This is a genomic window from Nocardiopsis moroccensis, from assembly GCF_055763695.1.
On record NZ_CP199747.1, the window covers coordinates 1,715,665 to 1,735,659 of the forward strand.

General features: G+C 69.7%; 21 protein-coding genes. 10 read left to right on the plus strand and 11 right to left on the minus strand.

Annotation, left to right across the window (positions count from 1 at the left end; translation table 11 throughout):
- The first annotated feature begins 46 nt into the window (after positions 1–46).
- Positions 47–1,636, plus strand: coding sequence for a polysaccharide deacetylase family protein (locus ACUKCB_RS07335; RefSeq protein ID WP_473039729.1), 1,590 nt, complete (start codon positions 47–49; stop codon positions 1,634–1,636).
- 217 nt (positions 1,637–1,853) lie between these two features.
- Positions 1,854–2,582 carry a polysaccharide deacetylase family protein gene (locus ACUKCB_RS07340; RefSeq protein ID WP_473039730.1) on the plus strand — a complete coding sequence of 243 codons (729 nt, stop codon included), beginning with the start codon at positions 1,854–1,856 and terminating at the stop codon, positions 2,580–2,582.
- 88 nt (positions 2,583–2,670) lie between these two features.
- Here ACUKCB_RS07340 and ACUKCB_RS07345 read toward each other — a convergent pair whose 3' ends face one another.
- Positions 2,671–4,080 (minus strand): aldehyde dehydrogenase family protein, encoded by a 1,410-nt coding sequence (locus ACUKCB_RS07345; RefSeq protein ID WP_473039731.1) that lies wholly within the window; start codon positions 4,078–4,080, stop codon positions 2,671–2,673.
- A gap of 59 nt (positions 4,081–4,139) precedes the next feature.
- Between ACUKCB_RS07345 and ACUKCB_RS07350 the strand changes: the two genes are divergently transcribed.
- Positions 4,140–4,775, plus strand: coding sequence for a TetR/AcrR family transcriptional regulator (locus ACUKCB_RS07350; protein ID WP_473039732.1), 636 nt, complete (start codon positions 4,140–4,142; stop codon positions 4,773–4,775).
- Between the two features lie 126 nt (positions 4,776–4,901).
- Here ACUKCB_RS07350 and ACUKCB_RS07355 read toward each other — a convergent pair whose 3' ends face one another.
- From ACUKCB_RS07355 to ACUKCB_RS07370, 4 genes are all read right to left on the minus strand, one after another.
- The gene (locus tag ACUKCB_RS07355) at positions 4,902–5,690 is read right to left on the minus strand and encodes an ABC transporter permease (protein WP_473039733.1); all 789 of its coding nucleotides are present in this window, start codon (positions 5,688–5,690) and stop codon (positions 4,902–4,904) included.
- Entirely contained in the window at positions 5,687–6,652 is a 966-nt protein-coding gene (locus ACUKCB_RS07360; RefSeq protein WP_473039734.1) for an ATP-binding cassette domain-containing protein, read from the minus strand. The genes ACUKCB_RS07355 and ACUKCB_RS07360 overlap by 4 nt, the downstream gene beginning before the upstream one ends.
- Before the next feature lie 26 nt (positions 6,653–6,678).
- Complete coding sequence (locus tag ACUKCB_RS07365; RefSeq protein ID WP_473039736.1) at positions 6,679–7,476, minus strand: DUF4097 family beta strand repeat-containing protein; 798 nt, start codon at positions 7,474–7,476, stop codon at positions 6,679–6,681.
- A gap of 80 nt (positions 7,477–7,556) precedes the next feature.
- Positions 7,557–8,081, minus strand: coding sequence for a histidine kinase (locus ACUKCB_RS07370; protein ID WP_473039737.1), 525 nt, complete (start codon positions 8,079–8,081; stop codon positions 7,557–7,559).
- A gap of 477 nt (positions 8,082–8,558) precedes the next feature.
- Here ACUKCB_RS07370 and ACUKCB_RS07375 point away from each other — a divergent pair, with 477 nt between their 5' ends.
- The 4 genes from ACUKCB_RS07375 (at position 8,559) to ACUKCB_RS07390 (ending at position 11,563) form a co-directional block, all read left to right on the plus strand.
- Entirely contained in the window at positions 8,559–8,960 is a 402-nt protein-coding gene (locus ACUKCB_RS07375; protein ID WP_473039738.1) for a hypothetical protein, read from the plus strand.
- 167 nt (positions 8,961–9,127) lie between these two features.
- Positions 9,128–9,943: an NAD(P)H-binding protein gene (locus ACUKCB_RS07380; protein WP_473039739.1), complete on the plus strand. Its 816-nt coding sequence runs from the start codon at positions 9,128–9,130 to the stop codon at positions 9,941–9,943.
- Positions 9,944–10,017: 74 nt separating this feature from the next.
- On the plus strand, positions 10,018–11,118 hold the full coding sequence (locus tag ACUKCB_RS07385) for an Rv2578c family radical SAM protein (protein ID WP_473039740.1): 1,101 nt from the start codon (positions 10,018–10,020) through the stop codon (positions 11,116–11,118).
- A gap of 139 nt (positions 11,119–11,257) precedes the next feature.
- On the plus strand, positions 11,258–11,563 hold the full coding sequence (locus ACUKCB_RS07390; protein ID WP_473039741.1) for a YrhK family protein: 306 nt from the start codon (positions 11,258–11,260) through the stop codon (positions 11,561–11,563).
- Positions 11,564–11,652: 89 nt separating this feature from the next.
- Here ACUKCB_RS07390 and ACUKCB_RS07395 read toward each other — a convergent pair whose 3' ends face one another.
- The 6 genes from ACUKCB_RS07395 to ACUKCB_RS07420 form a co-directional block, all read right to left on the minus strand.
- Entirely contained in the window at positions 11,653–13,473 is a 1,821-nt protein-coding gene (locus ACUKCB_RS07395) for a PASTA domain-containing protein (protein ID WP_473039742.1), read from the minus strand.
- Between the two features lie 202 nt (positions 13,474–13,675).
- The gene (locus ACUKCB_RS07400; protein ID WP_473039743.1) at positions 13,676–14,215 is read right to left on the minus strand and encodes a GIY-YIG nuclease family protein; all 540 of its coding nucleotides are present in this window, start codon (positions 14,213–14,215) and stop codon (positions 13,676–13,678) included.
- A 364-nt stretch (positions 14,216–14,579) separates the two neighbouring features.
- Positions 14,580–15,677 carry a hypothetical protein gene (locus tag ACUKCB_RS07405; protein WP_473039744.1) on the minus strand — a complete coding sequence of 366 codons (1,098 nt, stop codon included), beginning with the start codon at positions 15,675–15,677 and terminating at the stop codon, positions 14,580–14,582.
- Between the two features lie 549 nt (positions 15,678–16,226).
- Entirely contained in the window at positions 16,227–17,201 is a 975-nt protein-coding gene (locus ACUKCB_RS07410; RefSeq protein ID WP_473039745.1) for a mechanosensitive ion channel family protein, read from the minus strand.
- Positions 17,202–17,459: 258 nt separating this feature from the next.
- On the minus strand, positions 17,460–17,645 hold the full coding sequence (locus ACUKCB_RS07415; protein ID WP_473039746.1) for a DUF397 domain-containing protein: 186 nt from the start codon (positions 17,643–17,645) through the stop codon (positions 17,460–17,462).
- Complete coding sequence (locus tag ACUKCB_RS07420; RefSeq protein WP_473039747.1) at positions 17,636–18,397, minus strand: Scr1 family TA system antitoxin-like transcriptional regulator; 762 nt, start codon at positions 18,395–18,397, stop codon at positions 17,636–17,638. Before ACUKCB_RS07420 ends, ACUKCB_RS07415 begins: the two co-directional genes overlap by 10 nt.
- A gap of 89 nt (positions 18,398–18,486) precedes the next feature.
- On the opposite strand from ACUKCB_RS07420, the gene ACUKCB_RS07425 reads away from it, so the two are divergent.
- The 3 genes from ACUKCB_RS07425 (at position 18,487) to ACUKCB_RS07435 (ending at position 19,859) form a co-directional block, all read left to right on the plus strand.
- Positions 18,487–18,768: a hypothetical protein gene (locus ACUKCB_RS07425; protein ID WP_473039748.1), complete on the plus strand. Its 282-nt coding sequence runs from the start codon at positions 18,487–18,489 to the stop codon at positions 18,766–18,768.
- A gap of 166 nt (positions 18,769–18,934) precedes the next feature.
- Complete coding sequence (locus tag ACUKCB_RS07430) at positions 18,935–19,117, plus strand: hypothetical protein (RefSeq protein WP_473039749.1); 183 nt, start codon at positions 18,935–18,937, stop codon at positions 19,115–19,117.
- A gap of 181 nt (positions 19,118–19,298) precedes the next feature.
- Positions 19,299–19,859 (plus strand): dihydrofolate reductase family protein, encoded by a 561-nt coding sequence (locus ACUKCB_RS07435; RefSeq protein ID WP_473039750.1) that lies wholly within the window; start codon positions 19,299–19,301, stop codon positions 19,857–19,859.
- The last annotated feature ends 136 nt before the right edge of the window (positions 19,860–19,995 follow it).

Genomic DNA, 19,995 nt, shown 5'->3' on the forward strand with positions numbered 1-19,995 from the left:
ACGCTGGGGTTACCTTTCGGGCCCGCGGCTCCGATATGGTCCCCACGTGGATGCCACCTCTCTGCGACGAAAACTCACTGTCAGCGCTGCCCTGGGGCTGCTGCTGGTCCCCGGCTGTCACGCGGCGGAGGACGCGCTGCCCTACGCCGAGGCGATCCGGTTCTCCCCCGACTCCCTGGAACACCTACGGACGCACACGGTGCAGGTGCAGGCCGAACACAGCACGGTGAGCTACCGTTACCCGGTCCTGGGCGAGTCCCATCCGCTGACCATCGAGGTCCGCACCCGGATGGCCGAACGCCAGACCGCGTTCCTGGAGGAGCTGCCCGACCGCGGCAGCCCCGAACTGAGTCAGGACGTGGAGCTGTTGGCGGCCTCCGAACACGTCACCGGGGTCCGAACCACCGCCGTCACCTCGGGTGTGCCCGGCGACGGCGCCGAGTCCGCGACCCTGTGGTACGACTCCGCCGGCGGGGAGGTACTGCCCTGGACCTCGCTCTTCCGTGACGAACAGGCCCTGGAGAGCGCACATTTGGCGGTCGCCGAGGTCCTCCGGGACGGCTACGACCTGTCCCTCGAACAACTGCCCGGGCTCCTCGGCGAGGTCGCCGCACGCGCCGAGGCGGATGCGGACCCGGCCTCGGCTGCAGCCTCCGCCCCCGAGGAGGCCGCCGGAAACCCCGACGAGGGGGACCCGGCGGAAGAACCGGCCGAACAGCCCCCGCAGGACGGCGGGGGCGACCTGGCCGACCCCGAACAGGCGTGGGAGGCCGCCGAGCGCTGGTCCACCTCCCCCCTGTCCGACCTGGCCTTCAGCACCGCAGGCGGGCTGGCCGTACGGATGGACCCCGCGGTGGTACCCAGCGCGGGCCGGGTGGACGAGGTCCTGCTCCCGGTGGAACCGGAGGAGACCGAGGAACTCCTCTCCGAACTGGGCTACCACGCCCGGAGCGCGGCCATGGCCGGCAACTCCGACCCCGAGGACTTTCCCTTCGACGGCACCCTGACCGCCGAGGGCTCCACCCTGGACTGCGAACGCCTCAAGTGTGTGGCGCTGACCTTCGACGACGGCCCCGGCGAGCACACCGAGGAACTCCTGGACACCCTGGACGAGTACGACGCCAAGGCGACCTTCTACGTCCTGGGCTCACTGGTCGACGAGTTCCCCGAGATCGTGGAGCGCACCCACGCCGAAGGGCACGAACTGGGGAACCACACCTGGAAGCACGACGACCTCACGACCCTGTCCGCCGACGGGGTGACCAAGGACCTGGACCGCACCGACAAGGCGATCCAGGAGGTGACCGGTGAACTCCCACCCACCCTGCGCCCGCCCTACGGCGCGCTGAACGGCACCGTGCGCAGCGCCACCCGGCACCCGATCATCCTGTGGGACGTGGACACCATGGACTGGAAGAGCCGCGACACCGCCGCCGTGGCCGAGCACGCGCTCGAGGAGACCCAACCGGGCAGCGTGGTCCTGTTCCACGACATCCACAAGACCAGCGTCGACGCCATCCCCGACGTCCTGGAGGGGCTGCACGGCGACGGGTACCACTTCGTGACCGTCAGCGAGATCTTCGGGCTGGGCGGTATGGAACCCGGCGCGCTGCACACCGACGCCCGGGTGAGCTGAACGGTTCCCGGCCGCGGGGACGGACCACGCCCAGGGGCCCGGCCGCCCCAACACGAGGCCATAGCGCCAGCGCCCGGCCGGGTCCCTCGGATGTCCCGGAGCCACAGGGCGAACCGGCTTTCATTCCCGTGTGAAACCAAAGAGTCCTTTCTCACTTCAAGACTCTGAGCTGGCTTTATCTTTGCCTCATCGGTTCACGTCACATACATTTCGACGCGTGAACGTTACCTCTCTGATGCACAAAGCTTCCGTCGGGACGGCCGGAGGGCTGCTGATCACCTCGGGGCTCCTCCTGGGTACGGCGGTACCCGCGGCCGCGTCCCCCACTGACAGGTCCCCGGACTGCACAGAGGTCAAGTGCGTGGCGCTGACCTTCGACGACGGCCCCGGGCAGTACACCGACGAACTCCTGGACACCCTCGAGGAGCACAACGCCAGGGCGACCTTCTACCTCCTGGGCTCCAAGGTGGGCAGCTACGAGGACGAGGTCGAGCGCATGGCCGAGCAGGGCCACGAGGTCGGCAACCACACCTGGAAGCACGACGACCTGGCCACGCTCTCCGCCGAGCAGATCCAGGACGACCTCGACCGGACCGACAAGGCCATCAGCGAGATCACCGGCAAGGTCCCCGCGACCATGCGCCCGCCGTACGGGTCGCTGAACGACACCGCGCGCGGGGCCATCGACCACCCCATGATGCTGTGGGACGTGGACACCCTGGACTGGGAGCACCGCGACGGCGACAGGATCCTCGACATCACCGAGGAGGAGACCCGGGCGGGCAGCGTGGTCCTGTTCCACGACATCCACAAGACCAGCGTCGACGCCATCCCCGACGTCCTGGAGCAGATGAACGCGAACGACTACCACTTCGTGACCGTCAGCTACCTGTTCGAGCACGGGCTCGAAGCGGGCACCGCCTACTCCAACGCCCGGCCCGAGTAGGCGGGAGGGGCCCCGGACCGGCCGGCCCGGGCAGCCGGCCCGCGCGGTCGGCGCGTCCCCGGTACCGTGACGACGAGCCCTCGCGGTACTAGAGCATCCTGCGCAGGAGCTTCTCCTTGACCTGGGTGATCGGTGCGTAGGCCACCCGCATCGTGTCCATCAGCAGGGACTTGTCGAGCACCGACTTGGTGTGCGAGAACGTGTCCACGGACGCCGAGGAGTGGTAGGCGCCCATGCCGCTCTCCCCCACCCCGCCGAAGGGCAGATCGGGCACGGCCAGGTGGGCGATCGGCAGGCCGAACCCCAGACCGCCCGAGGAGGTCTCGGTGGTCAGACGGCGCTTGGTGGCCTCGGAGCCGGTGAACGCGTACAGCGCCAGGGGCTTGTCGCGCTCGTTGACGAACCGGATCGCCGCATCCAGGTCGGGGACCCGTACGACCGGCAGGATCGGTCCGAAGATCTCCTCAGCCATCACCGGGGTATCCGGCTCGACGTCACCGAGCACCGTGGGCGCGATGTAGAGGTCCTCACGGTTGGTGCGGCCGCCCGCGACCACCTCACCGCTCTCCAGCAGCGCGCTGAGCCGCTCGAAGTGGCGCTCGTTGATGATGCGACCGTAGTCGGGGCTCTGCGCCGGGTCGGATCCGAACATCTCGGTGATGGCGGCGCCCAGTTCCCGCTGGAGCTCCTCGGCGGTGTCACCGATGGCGAGCACGTAGTCGGGGGCCACACAGGTCTGGCCCGCGTTGGTGTACTTGCCCCAGGCCAGACGGCGGGCCGTGGTGGCCAGGTCCACACCCGGTTCGACGATGGCCGGGCTCTTGCCGCCCAGTTCCAGGGTGAGGGGGGTCAGGTGCTTGACCGCGGCCGCCATGACGATGCGGGCCACCGCCGAGTTCCCGGTGTAGAAGATGTGGTCGAAGCGCTCCTCCAGCAGTGCGGTGCTCTCCGCGACGCCCCCCTCGACCACGGCGATCGCCTCGCTGTCCAGGTAGCGCGGGATCAGGTCGGCCAGCACCCCGGAGGTGGCCGGGGAGAGCTCGCTGGGCTTGACCACGGCGCTGTTGCCCGCGGCGATCGCGCCGACCAGCGGGGACAGGGCCAGGTTGACGGGGTAGTTCCACGGGCTGACGATCAGCACGGTGCCCAGGGGCTCGCGCACGCGACGCGCTCTGGCCGGGGCCAGGGCCATCGGCACGGACACGCGCTGGGGCCGCAGCCAGGAGGCCAGGTGTCTGAGCGTGTGGTCGATCTCGTTGACCACGAAACCGATCTCGGTGGTGTGCGCCTCCACCGGGGGCTTGCCCAGGTCGTCCTTGAGGGCCTTCTCCAGGGCGGGTCGTTCCTCGGTGAGCATGCGGCGCAGGGCCCGCAACTGGGCGCGGCGCCAGGAGATCGGTTTGGTGCGGCCGCTGTCGAAGGCGGCGCGCAGCCCGGCGACGACCGGAGGGATGTCGGTGGTCAGCGTCAGGGGCTGGGGGGTCTCGATGTTAGCCATGCCACAAGACTAAACGAAAACGTTTCGTTTCCAATAGGGCTCTGGCATAAGATCTCCCCATGACGACGGACCATCTGCCGGAGACGTCCGCCGTGGCCGCCCATCGGGGCCGGCCACGGGACGCCAACCGGGACCGCGCGCTGATGGACGCCACCCTGACCGAACTCCAGCTGCACGGCTACAGCGGTCTGACAACCGCCGCCGTCGCCCGCCGGGCCGGGGTGTCCACGGCCACCCTGTACCGCCGCTGGCGTTCGAAGGAGGACCTGGTGGTCGGCGCCGCCCAGGCCTGGGCCGAGAACCTGGGCCCCGACCACGACAACGGAGACCTGGGCTCGGACCTGGGCGCACTGCTACGCGACAAGGCCACCGCGTTGGAGGGCCCCTCCGGCCGCCTCCTGCGCGCCGTGCTCGGCGAGGCCGCGCACAACCGGGCCCTGGCCGACGTGCTCTTCGGCGCCTTCGTGATCCCCCTGCAGGAACGGGTCTTCGCCCTGCTGGAACGGGCGGTGGAACGCGGGGAGATCCCCCCGGTGGCCGACCCCCTGGTGGTCGCGGAGATGGTCATCGGACCGATGGTCAGCCACACCTTCCTGGTCCCGCCCCAGGAGGGCGACGCCGCCACCCCCGGCACCGACATCGCCGAACGCCTCCTGCCCTACCTGCTCAGGGCCTTGGGCGCGCGGGAACTCTGAGCGGAACACCCGCAGCCGAGACGGGTGCCCGGTCCGGAAGGAGGACCACGGCACCGGGCACCGGCCCGCTGCCGTGGTTGGGTCTGCCGAACAGGTACCCCTGGGACCCCGGAGTCCCGGCCGTGCTCAGACCGCCGAGGGGTCCCGGTTGTACAGCCTCTTCGCCCAGACGTAGGAGGCCAGGGCGATGACGGCGCACCAGGCGACGGCCTGCGGCCCGCTGCTGCCGATCCCGGTGCCCATCAGCAGACCGCGCAGGGTTTCGGTGATGGGGGTGAAGGGCTGGTACTCGGCGAACCACCGCAGGCCCGCGGGCAGGGTCTCGGTGGGCACGAAGCCGCTGCCCACGAAGGGGAGGAAGACCAGGGGCATCGGCAGGTTGCTCGCGGTCTCGACGCTTTTGGAGACCAGGCCCAGCGCCACCGACAGCCACGTCAGGGCGAAGGAGACCAGCATGAGCAGACCGAGAGCGGCGAGCCACCGCGCCGGACCCGCATCGGGCCGGAACCCGATGAGCAACGCCACCGCGGTGACCAGGAACGTGCTCACCATCGCCTGGACCAGGCTCCCCACGACGTGCCCGGTCAGGACCGAGACCCGGGCGATCGCCATGGTGCGGAACCGGGCGACGATGCCCTCGGTCATGTCCATGGCCACCGAGATGGCCGTGCCCTGGGCCGCGCTGGCCACCGTGATCAGCATGATGCCGGGTGCGATGTAGTCGAGGTAGTCGGCACGGTTTCCGGCGGCCCCGTCGGAGCCCATGGCGCCGCCGAAGACGTACACGAACAGCAGTAGGAAGACGATGGGCATACCCGCCAGCAACAGCGTCATGGACGGGTAGCGCACCATGCGCCGCAGTTGGCGGCCCACCATGGTGGCCGAGTCGCCGACGGCGTGGGTGAGGGTGGTCATCGGTTCACCTTCCGTTCGTGGCCGTTCGTGCTGCGCTGCCCGGTGAGGGCGAGGAAGACGTCGTCGAGGGCCGGGGTGTGCACCGACAGCTCCTCGGGGTGGATTTCCGCGGTGTCGAGGCGGTCCAGGAGGGTGCGCAACGAGGCGATCCCGCCGTCGCCGGGCACCTTGAGCGCCAGCGCGTCGGCGTCGCTCTCCCCGCCCAGGGTCAGGGCGGCCGACTCCAGCGCGTCCGCCCGGGTGAAGCGCAGGCGGATGTGACCGCCGGGAACGCGGCGTTTGAGTTCGGCGGCCGTGCCCTGCGCCACGATGGCGCCGTGGTCCAGGAGCGCGATCCGGTCGGCGAGCTGGTCGGCCTCCTCCAGGTACTGCGTGGTGAGGAAGACGGTCACACCCTCGGCGACCAGGCCCCGGATGACCTCCCACATGCCCAGGCGGCTGCGCGGGTCCAGTCCGGTGGTGGGTTCGTCCAGGAAGATCAGCCGCGGCTCCCCCACCAGGGTCATCGCCAGGTCGAGACGGCGGCGCATGCCCCCGGAGTAGGTGGCGGCCGGTTTTCCCCCGGCCTCCACCAGGTCGAAGCGTTCCAGCAGCTCGGTGGTGCGCCGCCGGGAACGGTCACGGCCCAGGCGGTGCAGCCCGGCCATCAGCATCAGGTTCTCCCGTCCGGTGAGCAGGCCGTCGACCGCCGAGTACTGGCCAGTGACGCCGATCGCGGCGCGCACCGCGTCGGGCTCCTCTTCCGGGTTGTGGCCGAGGACGCGCACCCGGCCGTGGTCGGCGTTGATCAGTGTGGACAGGATCTTGACCACGGTGGTCTTGCCGGCGCCGTTGGGGCCCAGCAGCGAGAAGACCGTGCCCGCCGGAACGTCCAGGTCGATACCGTCGAGCACCGTGTGGTCGCCGTAGGACTTGCGCAGTCCGGTGGCGGTGACGGCTGACCGGGGGGTGTGCTGGTTCATCTCTGCCTCGTCTGCGTGGTGTGCCGTCAGGACCGGTGGAGCAGGATGTCGCCCCAGACGCTGCGGGCCCGGACCTCGACGGTCTGTTCGGTGGGAGCGGGTCCGTCGGCCGCCTCCAGGGAGCTGCGCACGACGCCCTTCGTGGAGACCGCGTCCAACCAGGCCGCGGTGCCCGCGCGGACACCGATCTCCAGTTCGCCGTAGGAGGTCTCCACGTTGACGCTGCCCTCCACCACCTGGCCGAGTCGGACACTGCCGTGGGTGGTCCGCGCGGTGACCGAGCCCAGGGCGCGATCGACGACCACGTCGCTGTGCGCGGAGTTCGCCCGCAGCTCCCCGGTCACCTCGCCGAGGGTGATGGTGCCGCTGGTGGACCTGACCACGGCGGAACCGTCGATCTCCGCCACCCGGATCGAGCCGTGGCCCGTGGTGAGCTCGGTGTTGCCCGCGATGCGGTCCACCGTGACGTTGCCGTTGGTCAGGGAGAGCTCGGAGGTTCCCAGGCTGCCCTCACAACGGAGGTTGCCGAACCCGCCCGAGGCGTGGACGCGCGAGCCCGCGGGCAGTTCGACGGTGATGTCGACCATGCCCTTGCGCCCGATCATCCGGCCCAGGCCCGAGGGCTGGGGGTCGCGGACCTCGAGGCGGCCGTCGGCGTAGTCGACCTCGACCAGTTCCGCGGCGCGCACGTCACCGTCCTTGTCCTCGACGCGCGGTCGGATCTCGACGGTGGTCTCGGTGCGCTCTCCGGCGAAGATCTGGAGGGCCCCGGCGACCATGGTGATGCTGGCGGTGATCGGTTCGGGGGTGGCGAAAGTTGGCATGGCTGTCTCCCTGAGATGGGTGGGGTGGGCGTCTCCCCCGGTGGGAGACGTGTCGGTGTAGGTCATGCGATTCGGTCCGCTCAGCGGGCCCAGCCGGTGTAGCCGCGGCCCATCTGGCGGCCGGCTCGTCGGGTGCCCCGGCCGCCCCCGGGTTCGAGGGAGGTGGCGACGGCCCGCACCAGCCAGGCGTTGACCGAGAGCCCCTCGGCCTTGGCAGCCTCCTCCACGAGCGGCTTGAGGCGGTCCGGGAGGCGCAGGGTGATCCGTGAGGTTCCGCCCTCCTCACCGTCACCTCGAAGCAGACTGACGTCACCATGACGTCCCGGTGATGCGACGGGTTCGTCCTCCTCGTCGCCGAACGGTTCGTCGGTCGGAGGCGGCGTCACGATGAAGTCGGTCCGCCCACCGCGGAGGCGGACCTCGACCGACCCCGGGGCGAGGTCCCTGGTGATCTCGTCCGCGGCTGCGGACAGGGCGTCCATCAGGGCCAACCGGGCGGAGGGCTCCAGCGCCGCGGCCAGGCGTTCGGCGGTGACCCGGGTGTCCTCTCCCCCGGCCTCGGCGGCCACCAGGAGTTGTCGGCGGAGCTCTTCGACATACGGCATCAAATCCATGATGTCATCATGACGCCACAAGTGACGTCATGTCAAGCAGGCCCTGCGCACGAATGACGCCATCTTCGTGAGGTGTGGGAAGTAAAAAATCGCCCCACCTTTACGACGTAGATTCTTAGTAGTCTCACCACCCACGCTCAGCAGCGCAGCCCTCGTGCCGGCTCCAGGGCCGGCAGGGACACATGGTGTGCTCCCGCCTCCCGGAAGAGTGCGTTACGGCACCGCACCCCCGGGCTTGCTCCGCTTTGCTCCTCGGTCGCCGGATCCGACCCTGCCGCGATCGCCCCTCCCCCGGCTCGGCGAGGCGGGGCCGGGCCTCTTCCTCCTCGTACCGTCCACCCGAGGGTGAAGGGATCCCAGGTCCACCAGCACGGGCAGGCCCAGGAGCCGGAACACGTGTGCGGCGTTGCCCTCGTCGGTGCCGATCGGGATTGACCGCGGGACGCCACGGGGCGGCAGCATTGACCCATGCCGACCGCACCCGAAGCACGGATCCTGTTCCACAACACCATGCGCGTGGCGGAGGGCCATTGGGAGGATTTCCGTCTGGCCGCACGACGTGCCGTGTACTTCACCGAGAAGCAGGCACCCCAGATCATGGTGGAGTTCTTCACCGACGAGGCGAACATGCTGGCCCACAGCTTCCAGCTCTACGCGGACTCCGCCTCGATCCGCGCGCACCGGCGGATGTCGGGTGCCGTCGTCAACGGAGTGATGGACCACTGCTCCGTCGAGCGCCTCGATGTCTACGGGCAGCCCGACGCACAGGTGAGGAGCGTGTTGGAGGCCTTCGGCCGCGACCTCCCAGTCACCGTCCATCCCCGCCTGGCAGGGTTCACCCGTTTCGGAGGACCTTCACCGGACCGGTAGGGGATTCTGTTCTCGGCGAGCGATGACCTCCCTACCGTCCGCGGCAGCCAACCGTTCGCGACGGCCAGGTGCTGCCCGGAGGGAGTCGGGCCAGGCTGGAGAACGGGCTGGTGCCACACGCCGACGGAGTCTTCACAGACGGCGCCGCCCGGTGTTCTGGTGGAGACATGAGTGCACGACCGATTCTCGTCCTGGGCGCCACCGGAACCGTCGGCCGCCGTTTGGTGGAACTCCTGAGCGCACAGGGGCATCCCGTGCGGGCGGCTTCACGGAACAGCCGGGTGCCCTTCGACTGGTCCGCCTCCTCCACCTGGGAGGGTGCTCTCGACGGCGCGGGGGCGGTGTATCTGATGGCACCGGACGGGGTGCCCGTGGACCCGGAGTTCGTCCGTCTCGCGGTGGAGCGGGGCGTGCGGCGCCTGGTGCTGCTGTCGAGCAGGGCGATCGAGGAGATGGACGACCAGAGGCTGTTGGCTGCCGAGCGTACGGTGCGTGCCAGCGGCGCGGACTGGACCGTGCTGCGCTGCGACTGGTTCGACCAGAACTTCGACGAGGGGTTCCTACGCGCCTCGGTGCGCTCGGGGCTGATCACGCTCCCGGTGGGCGGGATACGGCAGGCCTTCGTGGACGCGGGCGACATCGCCGCGGTGGCGGCCCAGGCGCTGGCCGGGGACGGGCACGCCGGGCGGACGTACGAGGTGACGGGGCCACGCGCGCTGTCCTTCGCCGAGGCCGCCGAGACGATCACCGACGCCGCCGGGTACCCGGTGCGGTACAGCGGTGAGTCCGAGGACTTCGTCCGAGCCCAGGTCGCCGAGGGGCTGTCCGAGGAGGAGGCGCGGGGCGCCGTGGCGGGCTTCGAGGCACTGCGCGACATGGGGGACGCCGAACCCAGCGGAGACGTGCTGCGGGTGACGGGCCGGGAGCCGAAGGACTTCAGGGACTACGCCGCGGACGCGGCACCCGCCTGGCGTGACTACTAGGACGTGCTGAGCAGCTCAGGCCCCGTCCCACAACGGGACTGGACAGCTAATCGAAAACGTGTTCGAATCAGGGCATGCGCTGGGAGAACCTGCGGGACGACACCGCCACCGGCCAGACCGCCCTGTTCGAAGCACCCGCGGCCCCCGTGGCCCGCGGCTCGGGCCGGGCCGGACTGGGCACGCCCCCGCCCGGGCCGGTACGGGCGGGCCAGGACGGCGAACCGGTCTCCATCGAGGTCCGGGCCCGCTCGATCATCAACCGGGTCCCCGGCGCCGACCCCATGTTCCGGTGGACCGTCAACCCGTACCGCGGCTGCTCGCACGCCTGCGTGTACTGCTTCGCCCGGCGCAGCCACGAGTACCTGGACCTGGACAGCGGGCGCGACTTCGACACCCGCATCCTGGTCAAGGTCAACGCCGGGGAACGGCTGCGCGCGGAGCTGGCCCGACCCTCCTGGCGCGGGGAGCACATCGCGATGGGCACCAACACCGACCCCTACCAGCGGGCCGAGGGCCGCTACCGGCTGATGCCGCAGATCATCCGGGCGCTGCGCGATGCCGCCAACCCGTTCTCCATCCTGACCAAGGGGACGCTGGTGCTGCGCGACCTGGACCTGCTCGAACAGGCCGCCCGGGTCACCGACGTCGGCATGGCCTTCTCCGTGGGCTCGGTGGACGAGGCCCTCTGGCGCACGGTGGAGCCGGGCACGCCCAGCCCCCGGGCCCGTCTGGACGCGGTGCGCCGGCTGACCGAGCGCGGCCTGGGGTGTTCGGTGCTGATGGCCCCGATCCTGCCCGGGCTGACCGATTCGGTCGAGCAGATCGAGGAGACCGTGGCGGCCGTCGCCGAGGCCGGGGCCGCCCGCCTCACCCCAGTGGTGCTGCACCTGCGACCCGGCGCCCGTGAGTGGTACCGGTCCTGGCTGCACCGGGAGTACCCCCGACTCCTTCCGCTGTACCGGGAGCTGTACGGCCGGGGCTCCTACGCACCCGAGTCCTACCAGCGGATCGTCACCACGGCCGTCCGGGAGATCGCCGAGCGGTACGGGTTGAACCGGCCTGGTTCGGCCCGAAAGCCGCAGCACGAGGCCGGACCCGACACGGCCGCCGGGCCCGCCGCCGGTGGGACCGAGGCCCAACTGTCCCTCGACCTCGCCGGGCCCGGTGGCCGGTGACCGACGCGGAGCGCCGGGCCGCGACGCCGCTCGATCCGTCGGCAACGCGCCGAGGAACACACCCTGAACCGTGGCGACAGGCTCGGGGACGGATGATGGCCGGACAGGAGGAGAACGCAGGAGCCGCAGGAGGCCGCGCATGTCCGACCCCCAGTCCAATCGTCCCCTGACCGTGCACATCGGGCACGAGGAACTGGTCGTCCGTCAGCGCTACGAGGCGTTGAGCGTCCTCAACGACATCCTGATCGCCCTGTGGTTCATCGCGGGCAGCATCATGTTCTTCTTCCCCGAATGGACGGTCGCGGGGACGTGGTGCTTCCTGGCGGGCAGTGTGGAGCTGCTGATCCGACCGCTCATCCGGCTCGGCCGCCAGGTCAACCTCTCCCGGGTGCGGGCCCGCACGCGCCCCTCCGGGATGCCGCCGGAGGCCCCGCTGGACTTCTGAGCGCGGCCCCCGCCCGGCCCTCCGGACGAGGACGTGCGCGGGAACAGCTCAGCGGTCCGGCTCCGGCGGGGTGGGCCCGGCCGGAGCCGTCAGCAGGAGGCGACCGGGCGCCACGGGCCCCACTCGTTCGACTCCGCCGGCGAACTGTCGGTGTTCCACCACACGGCCTCGTACTCCTCGCCCTCGTGCACGACGCGCGCCCCCTCCGAGTACACCTCGCCCTCCGACCATCCGCCGGACGTGCAGGGGGCGGGCTCTTCCTCCTCGGACGGCGCCTCCTCGGGGTCGGTCTGTGCCGGCGGCTCGGCGGCGGCCTGCCCGTCGTCGCTCCCGTCCTCGGCCCGTGACTCCTCCTCCGGGGTGGGCTCCTCGTCCTCCTCGTCCTCGTCGGGGCCCGGGGAGACTCCGAGCACGACGGTCGCCCCGTCCTCGACCACGGCCCCGGACCCGGGGGTGTGCCGTTCGACCTCGCCCTCGGGGCGTTCGGAGTCGGCGGCCTCCTCGACCCGGGACTCCAGGCCCAGCTCGGCCAGGGCGTCGACGGCCTCCTGTTCGGTGCTGCCGACCAGGTCGGGCACGGTCACCCCCTCCACGACGGTGAGTACCACCGCGGAGTCGTAGGGCACGCTCTCCCCGTGTTCCGGGTCACTCCCGGTGACGGTTCCGGCGGGCAGGCCCTCGGAGGGTTCCTGGACGATCTCGACGTCGGTGAACCCCTCCGCCACCAGGGCCAGGCGCGCCTCCTCCTCCAAGGAGCCGACCACTTCGGGCATGGTGACGGTCAGGGGGCCCGAGGCCACGGACAGCAGTACGTCCGCGCCCTCCGCCAGTTCGCTGCCGCTCTCGGGGGTGGAGGAGGCGACCAGCCCGGCCTCGACGTCGTCGCTGCGCACGTCCTGGTAGGAGACCTCCGGGGAGACCGGCAGCCGCGCCAGTTCCTCGGCGGCCTCGGCCGGGGAGAGACCGACCAGGTCGGGCATGAACGCCCCGCCCGGGCCCGTGCTCTGGCCCGACCCCTGTTGCGTCACGGCCCACAGCGCCGCTCCCCCGGCCAGTACGACCACGAGCGCCAGGGCGGCCCACAGCGCCGCCCGGCGGCGGGGCGGCGCAGCCGGGAACCGTTCCTCCTCGTCGGGTTCCTCCCGTGCCACGTGTTTGCCCGAGGCGGGGGGCAGGGAGTCGGCGGTGCGGCGCAGCAGGGCGCGGTACTCGAAGGCGTCGGCGGGACGGCGCCGCGGGTCGGGGTCGGTCCCCCTGGCCACCAGGGCACTGATCGCCTTTCCCACCGCGTCGTGTCCGGCGGGCGGGTCTCCCTCGTCCCGGTGGCCTCCCGCGACCATGGCCTCCAACAGACCGGCGAGGGCGGCGACGTCGTCCTGCGGGCCGAAGGCGGCCCCGTCCGCCGCGGGGGGCGGCGGGGAGGCCAGGAGCAGAAGGCTGACACCGCCGTCGTCGGCCAGTGAGACGCTGTGCGGGCCGATGTGCCCGTGTACCAGGTCCCGCTCGTGCAGGTCCTGGAGCGCTCCCAGGAGGACGTCGGCGATGTCGAGCGCCTCCCGGTGGGAGACCCTTTCCTGGAAGCGCTCGCCGGTCAGGTCGCCCACCCAGGCGCCGTGGTGGGGCTCGGTGACCGTGTACGCCGCGTCCCCGCGCATCCCGCCGGACAGTACGGGGGTCAGGGTGGGGTGTTCGATCTCCTCGAAGGCGCGCAGACGCTCACGGAAGTCCCTGGTCAGGGCCGCCCCGTCCGGGCCCGAGACGTCGAAGAGCTCCACTCGGACCGGGCTCCGGGTCTCGGTGTCGTCCGCTTCGAGCAGGGTGGTACGGGTGGAGATCCGACGCTCGCCGCGCACACGGAAACGTCGCCCGAGCGTCTCGTTTGCGGGGAAATCGGGGGGAAGGGTGGCCATGGGAGGATTTTAGTTACTCTGCGGAGTCCTGGAGCGCCCGAGTACCGCTGACGCCGCAGAATCTGAGGTGTTCGGACGGGGGTACCAGGAGGGATGCACGCGGCACCCGTTTTTCGGTGGTGTCACCGGCCCCCGAGCGGACGGCGGTTCGGTGACGGTGCTGCCGAGGGTGCAATCCGAGGTGTCTGCGCAGAGCGGCCCGTCATCCCCGAGACCGTCGCAGGTATTCCTCGATGCGGGCGGCCGCGACAGCGAAGGAGACTTCGAAGAACTCCCGGTCGCGGCGAACCCTGTATTCGGAGAGGAGGGCGTGGACGTCGGACTCCACGCTCCTCGCCTGGGGAACCCTCCAGGCACCCCGCGCCCCGTAGGGGACGACCACACCGGTAGCGGAGTTGATCTCCTTCACACGTGTGGCTATGTCCCTGTTGGTGTAACCGATTTTCAGCAGGTCCGGCATCTCACGCGTGGACAGGATGTAGACGAAACCGAACTCGGAACTGTCGGGGATCACACCGCAGACGTATCCGTCGAGCGTGTCGGGCACCCCCAACCCCCTCAACTGCACGACCCTGCGCCTCTCCTCCGCTTCGTCCCCGTCCCGCAGGGATCGGCGCATGCCGCCCAGGGCCTCGGCCACCCACCGTGCCTTGTGATACTCGGGGTACCCCAGTTGGGACCACACGGTGAACCAGTCCCACTGGTCCTTCCTGAAACTACGCGAGAAAAGACCCTTGACCATTGACAGATCATCAAGCACATCCCGGCTCGACGCCCGGTCCCCCGACAGCAGAGCGGCCACGGAGCGCGCCGAAGCGGCTCGTTTCCTTTGCTCACCAGGTTTGACGGGGGACATCCCGAAGCCCCATTTCTGATGTACTTTTCTTCCAGTCCCACCCGAGAAGCCCATGGCATGATATTAGCCTCGCCGCACCTTCGGCCGGAGACCCGTGTTCTTTTCGTGAGCGAACCCCAACACCACCTTTACCTTGTAGATTCCATATGCTGGCTCCGAGGTGAGGAGACAACGCGCGGGACGCGTCGGGGAGCACGGGCGGGGGCTGCCCGCGCCGGGGAGGGTCGGCAGGCGAGCCCCAGGGAGGCGCTCATCCGTGCCAGCAGTTCCGGATCCAGGCCCTCCTCCGGAGCGGGAGAGGGCTTCGCGGGTCGGGCTCAGGGCCCTTCTCCGGCTCGGGTGCGGGCGTCGGGGCGGGTTCGTGCATGAGCTCGCCGGGCACCGAGCGGCACCGCCTTCCGCAGATCACGCAGGTACCGCCGGGGACGTTGCGCGTGTTGTGGTGCTCGGGGCAGGTGCCGGTGGCCTTTCCCTGGCTGTCCACCGGGAACCGCTCAGGCTGGGCGAACGGGTCGCCTCCACCCAGTACCGGCCATGACGGCGCGGGCAAGCCCGAGTGGATGCCTCGACCCAGCAAGCCGTCCAGGTATTGACGCGCGGAGCGCATGTTGCGCATCCGCCACATCAGCGCTGGGAACGGACGTCGTAGTGCTTCCAGTCCCGAGATCAGCCCCCGCGCATCGTCCACGCTCAAGCCTTGGCGGAGGAGCTTTTCCACAGCCGCCCCCAGCCGAACCCGATCCGCGACCGGGTCGGACAGGAATGTGTCGGGGATTCGATCAATGACACCGAACGGCCCGTTCCTGGGCTTTGTCCGGGTTTGCTCTCCTGTACTTGCACTGCCACGGACGGAACCGCCGGCCCCCTCATCAGAACAGTGCCCAGGGAAACAGTCTGTGGGTCGATCTGAGCTGGGGGCGGGTTCAATCTGAACCGGGGTGCCACGGCGCTTCAACGACGGCCGGTTGTGCGAAGTGAGGGGCTCCTCCCCCAGCTGCGCACGGCAGGCATTGATTTCTTCGAGCACCACCTTGGGATAGTCCTCAGCCGGGATGAGGAGCTCCAGCACACACGGCAGTTGGTAGGAGGATCGCCCGCGCTCGATGTCCCTGGCGAAGAACTCGATGGTCTCCGAACGGGTCAGCTTGCGGACCACACCGGCCTCGACCAGGTCGTCGATGGCGCGCTTGAGGCTGCTGACACTGAGGGTCCCACCGGAGCGTTCGGCCAGGTTCTCCAGGAGGAAGAAGCACCACCGGCCGTCGGCGTCGACCACATCGGCGATGGCCAGCAGGGCCGAGAGCGAGCGCAGCGTGGGCAGCACGCCCCGGCGGTAGACCTGCTGCACCCAGATCGCGAGGATGAACCCGATGCCCTTGAACGCACCCCTGGGTCGTTTGCGGGGCGGGGAGAACTCAGCCGGATTCCGGGCTTTGGATGTGCGGGAGAGGGCTGAGGCGCTAGACTCCATGGCGAGTCACCTTCATGGGTATACGAGGGAGTGGCTCAGTCGACAAACCTGTTCACGCAGGCGTCGGCCACAACCCGGCCAGGTGTTGACGCACCTGGCCGGGTTTTTCTTGTCGCCACCCAACCTAGCGAGCCGAACAAGAGTTCGCGGGGCTTTCTCTCAAATCCACACACGCGAGAGAGACGAAGAACCAGCCGCAAACCCACAATGCGAAGCTCGCACTATTTGGCCCATTACACGAGAACTCCCTTTTCACACAAAACGGACCTCCGCCTTCTGGGTCAGCGGGCCTTCGTGTGCTGTACCTGAACAGCATTCCCGCACACACTACGGGGCCGCCCTCACGAGTGACCAGGCACCCGTGTGGACGACCCCGCTCGCGGACCACCGTCCGGTGGCGCTCCACACCGGGCGGAAGCGGATCCGTCAGACGGCGCTGCCCTCGCCGGACCGCATCCAGACGGTGCGCTGGGGGAACGGGATCTCGATACCCGAGGAGTCGAGGGCGGCCTTGACCCGGCGGCGCAGCTCACGGGTCACGCCCCACTGCTCCAGGGGAACGGTCTTGGCGGCCATGCGCACGACGACGCCGTCCGCGTCCAGGGACTGCACGCCCCAGACGGACGGGTCCTCCAGGAGGAACTTCCCGAACTCCGGGTCCTCGCGCATCTCCCGACCGGTCTGCTCCAGGACGGCGTAGACCTTCTCCAGGTTGGACTCGTAGGCCACGGAGACGTCGAGGACGGCGCGGGCCCAGCCCTGGCTGTCGTTGCGCACCCGCTGGATCTCGCCGTTGCGGATGTGCCACAGGCCGCCGTTGATGTCGCGCACCTGCGTCAGGCGCAGACCGACGTTCTCGACCTCGCCGACCGCCTCGCCGAGGTCGACGACGTCGCCGACGCCGTACTGGTCCTCGGCCATGATGAGCAGGCCGGACAGGTAGTCGGCGACCAGGCTCTGGGCGCCGAAGCCGATCGCCAGGCCGACCACGCCCGCGCTGGCCAGCAGCGGACCGAGGGCGATGCCGAGCTCGCCGAGCACCATCGCCAGGGCCGTCGCCACGATGACGATGGACGCGAAGCTGCCGAGCACCGAGCCGAGGGTCTTGGCGCGCTGCTGGCGCCGCTCGTCGGCCCGCGACGGGTCGCGTTGGAGGACCGCAGGGCCCCGTGCGGGGCGGCGCTGCCCGTTCCGGCCCTCGCCGGGCCGCAGGACGCGTTCCATGAGGCGGGAGATGGCGCGCCTGGCCAGGGCTCGGACGACCAACGCGCCGACGACGATCAGGAGGATCCGCAGGGGGACACCGATCAGCAGATCGAGGTTGTCCTGCAGCCACTCGGGCAGGGCGGCGGCCTGATCAACAGCTTCGCTGTTCACCAGGGCGAGCTCGGCGGGTGTCATGGAAAATGCTCCACTTTGTCAGAGGGATGTACGCAACGATCGCCGTAGAACGTACTTGCGCAGCTCCACGCTGGTCAAAGCTTGTGAGACTGCTCTCCGCTCCACCACAGGACCGCTGAGGGGAGCCCCCGCATCGAAGAACCCTGCCCTCGACCCCTCGAAAGCCACGATCCCCGCACCTCCCCGAAATGCAGGGTGTTGCGAGGATCGCCAGAACCCGCCGGGGCGAAGGCCCCTTGAAGTGTTCGAGGGCCGGTACTACTGGGAGCGCGCTCCGCTGAGCAGGGCCAACCACTCGCGGCGAGCGAAGGTCAGGTGCCCGGCCTCGCGGTTCTGGGTGTCGCGGAGGTCCACCACCGGGTGGGCCGGGGCGCGGAGGCACGTCTCGACGCAGTTGGACGACGCGCCGCTGTAGGTCGATTTGTTCCACTCGTTCAGGCGCATGCCAACCCCCGCAGGTTCTCGGTACTGATCATCGGGGGCAATGCTAGCGAGAGCGCATCACGAACGAGTTCCCTTGCCCGGGGCAGCACCGACTCTCCATACACTTCGTCGCCTTCCAATCGGTCGGAGAGCACGACCTCGCGCCCGTCCACCAGGCGGTAGAAGCTGAACGGACCTGGAATCCCCCACAGGACGGACCCCTCGGGCAGCAGGTGCACCGTGACCCGCTCGGGCAGCGCGAGCAGGTGTTTGGCCTGTTCGACCCGCACCGGTTCGGGGGCACAGGACAGCGCGGTCATCGGGAACACGGCGACGATCTCGGCGCTCAGGGACTGCAAACGCTCGGATCGCATCCGGGCGAGCCGCTCGATGTCCTCCTCCTTCACCTTTCGGCCAGCCCGATAGATCATTTCCGCGTACGGCACACACCAGAGCAACCCGGGTACCGCCACGGGGGAGATCAGGTCGATCCGCCGGGCCTGCCGCTCCAGGTTGCCCGCGTCACGGAGGAACGGGGGCAGGTCCTCGGTGATCTCCTCGCGCCACGAGGCAATCAGCCCTCCGTCTGCCGAGAGAGCTGAGTCCAGGGCGTTCACCGCGTCCCTCGAAGGGCTCGATTTGCCTGACAAATAGCGCGAAAGGGATGACTGTGACACCCCGGACACCCTGGACAGCTTCGCCTGTGTCATGCCCTGGACTTGCAGTTCCTGACTGAGAGCGTCTCGAAACACGGGGGGTTTCATGGCAACCATTGTGCATATCCATGCTGCCTCCTGTCCCGATTACTCGGAAATTTCTCAACCACTGGAGCAAGCCAGCAGGTGGGAGGCACCGTGGACTCATGCAAAGGAAAACGAAACCCTCGACTGACTCCGCTGACCTCGCACGGTGTGCGCTGCTCTCCGCGCTGCGGCGACGGGGGCTGATCCCCCGCAATGATTCCAGCGACGGAACGGTGACGGTGGAATACGGCTATCGGGTGATCGCCGTACGCCTCGGCGACGACGGGTGGGCGCGGTCCGTCCCCGGCGAACCCGGCTCCGCCGTGGTCATCGCACGGCAGGGAAACGAGGAGACCCTGGCACGGCAACTGGCCCGCGAGCTCCTGGACCGGCTGCCGTGACCACCGCTCCCGAGCCCGGAAAGCCCAGGGCGCTCACGCTCGCCGACCTCGCACGCCTGCTGAGGCCGCGCACACCACCCGACTCCCTCAGCCCTCCGCAGCACAAACTCCCCCTCCCCCGCAGGAACCGCAGGCCCGCACCGCCTCCGCGCGAAGGAGAATCCTGATGAACCCGCTCCAGGAACAGGCCGACTCCCTCTTCGACGAACTCTCCGCCGTGCTGCGCCACGCCCCTGAGGACCCCGAGCAGGCAATCCATGCCCTGCGCGCCGCCGACCGGGCCTTCGACAGGCTCCACGCCTGGATGCGCGAGGGCAAGCCCCTCCCCCAACCCTGGAACGCCCGCTGAGCCCCGGCCGCTCTCTCGGACTTCGGACTGCCGCCGCATCCGCTCAGCGTTGCTTGGACGCGATCCGCGCGGGGAACGGGAGCTGTGAAACGGCTGTCCGGGTTCCACCAACAGCGATCCTCGTGCCGCGGTTCACCGCGAAGTGCCCGAGAAACCCGGCGGCCCGGGAAGGGGCTCGACCATGCTGCTCGTATCGATGGGTGTCTCGTTGGACGGCTTCATCGCCGACCGCGCCGGGAGGTTCGACTGGACGGTTCCCGAGGAAGAGCTGTTCCGCTTCCACCTCGCCCGGGTGGGGGAACTCGGCGGTTGTCTGTGCGGCCGACGGCTGTACGAGACGATGCTTCCGTGGGAGACCGAACCGTCGATGCGTGACGGCGAGCTCGGCGCCGCGTTCGCCGACGCGTGGTCGGCGCTGCCGAAGGTCGTGTTCAGCCGCACGCTCGACCGTGTCGAGGGCAACGCCCGGCTCGCCGAGGGATCGGTGGCCGAGGAGGTCGCCGCGATGCTCGCTTCGACCGACAGGGATGTGGAGATCGGCGGCGCATCCCTGGCCGGGCAGGCGATCGAACTCGGGCTCGTCGACGAATTCCGGCTCTTCCGCCACCCGATCATCGTCGGCGGGGGCACGCCGTTGCTGCCGCCGGTCACCGATGCGATCGCGCTTGAACTCGTGGAGAGCCGGACGTTCGCCTCGCACGTGGTGTACGAGCGGTATCGCCGTACCGGCGAGCCCGGCTGACCGCGACCCGGAATCACGTGGCCGAGCACCTGAACTGAAAGGCGTTCTTCGTCCTCGCGCCCGTCGCGGAAATGTGGGCGGCCCCGGTTACACTCCCACCACTCCAGGACAGACCCGGGAGCACGACGGCCACCAC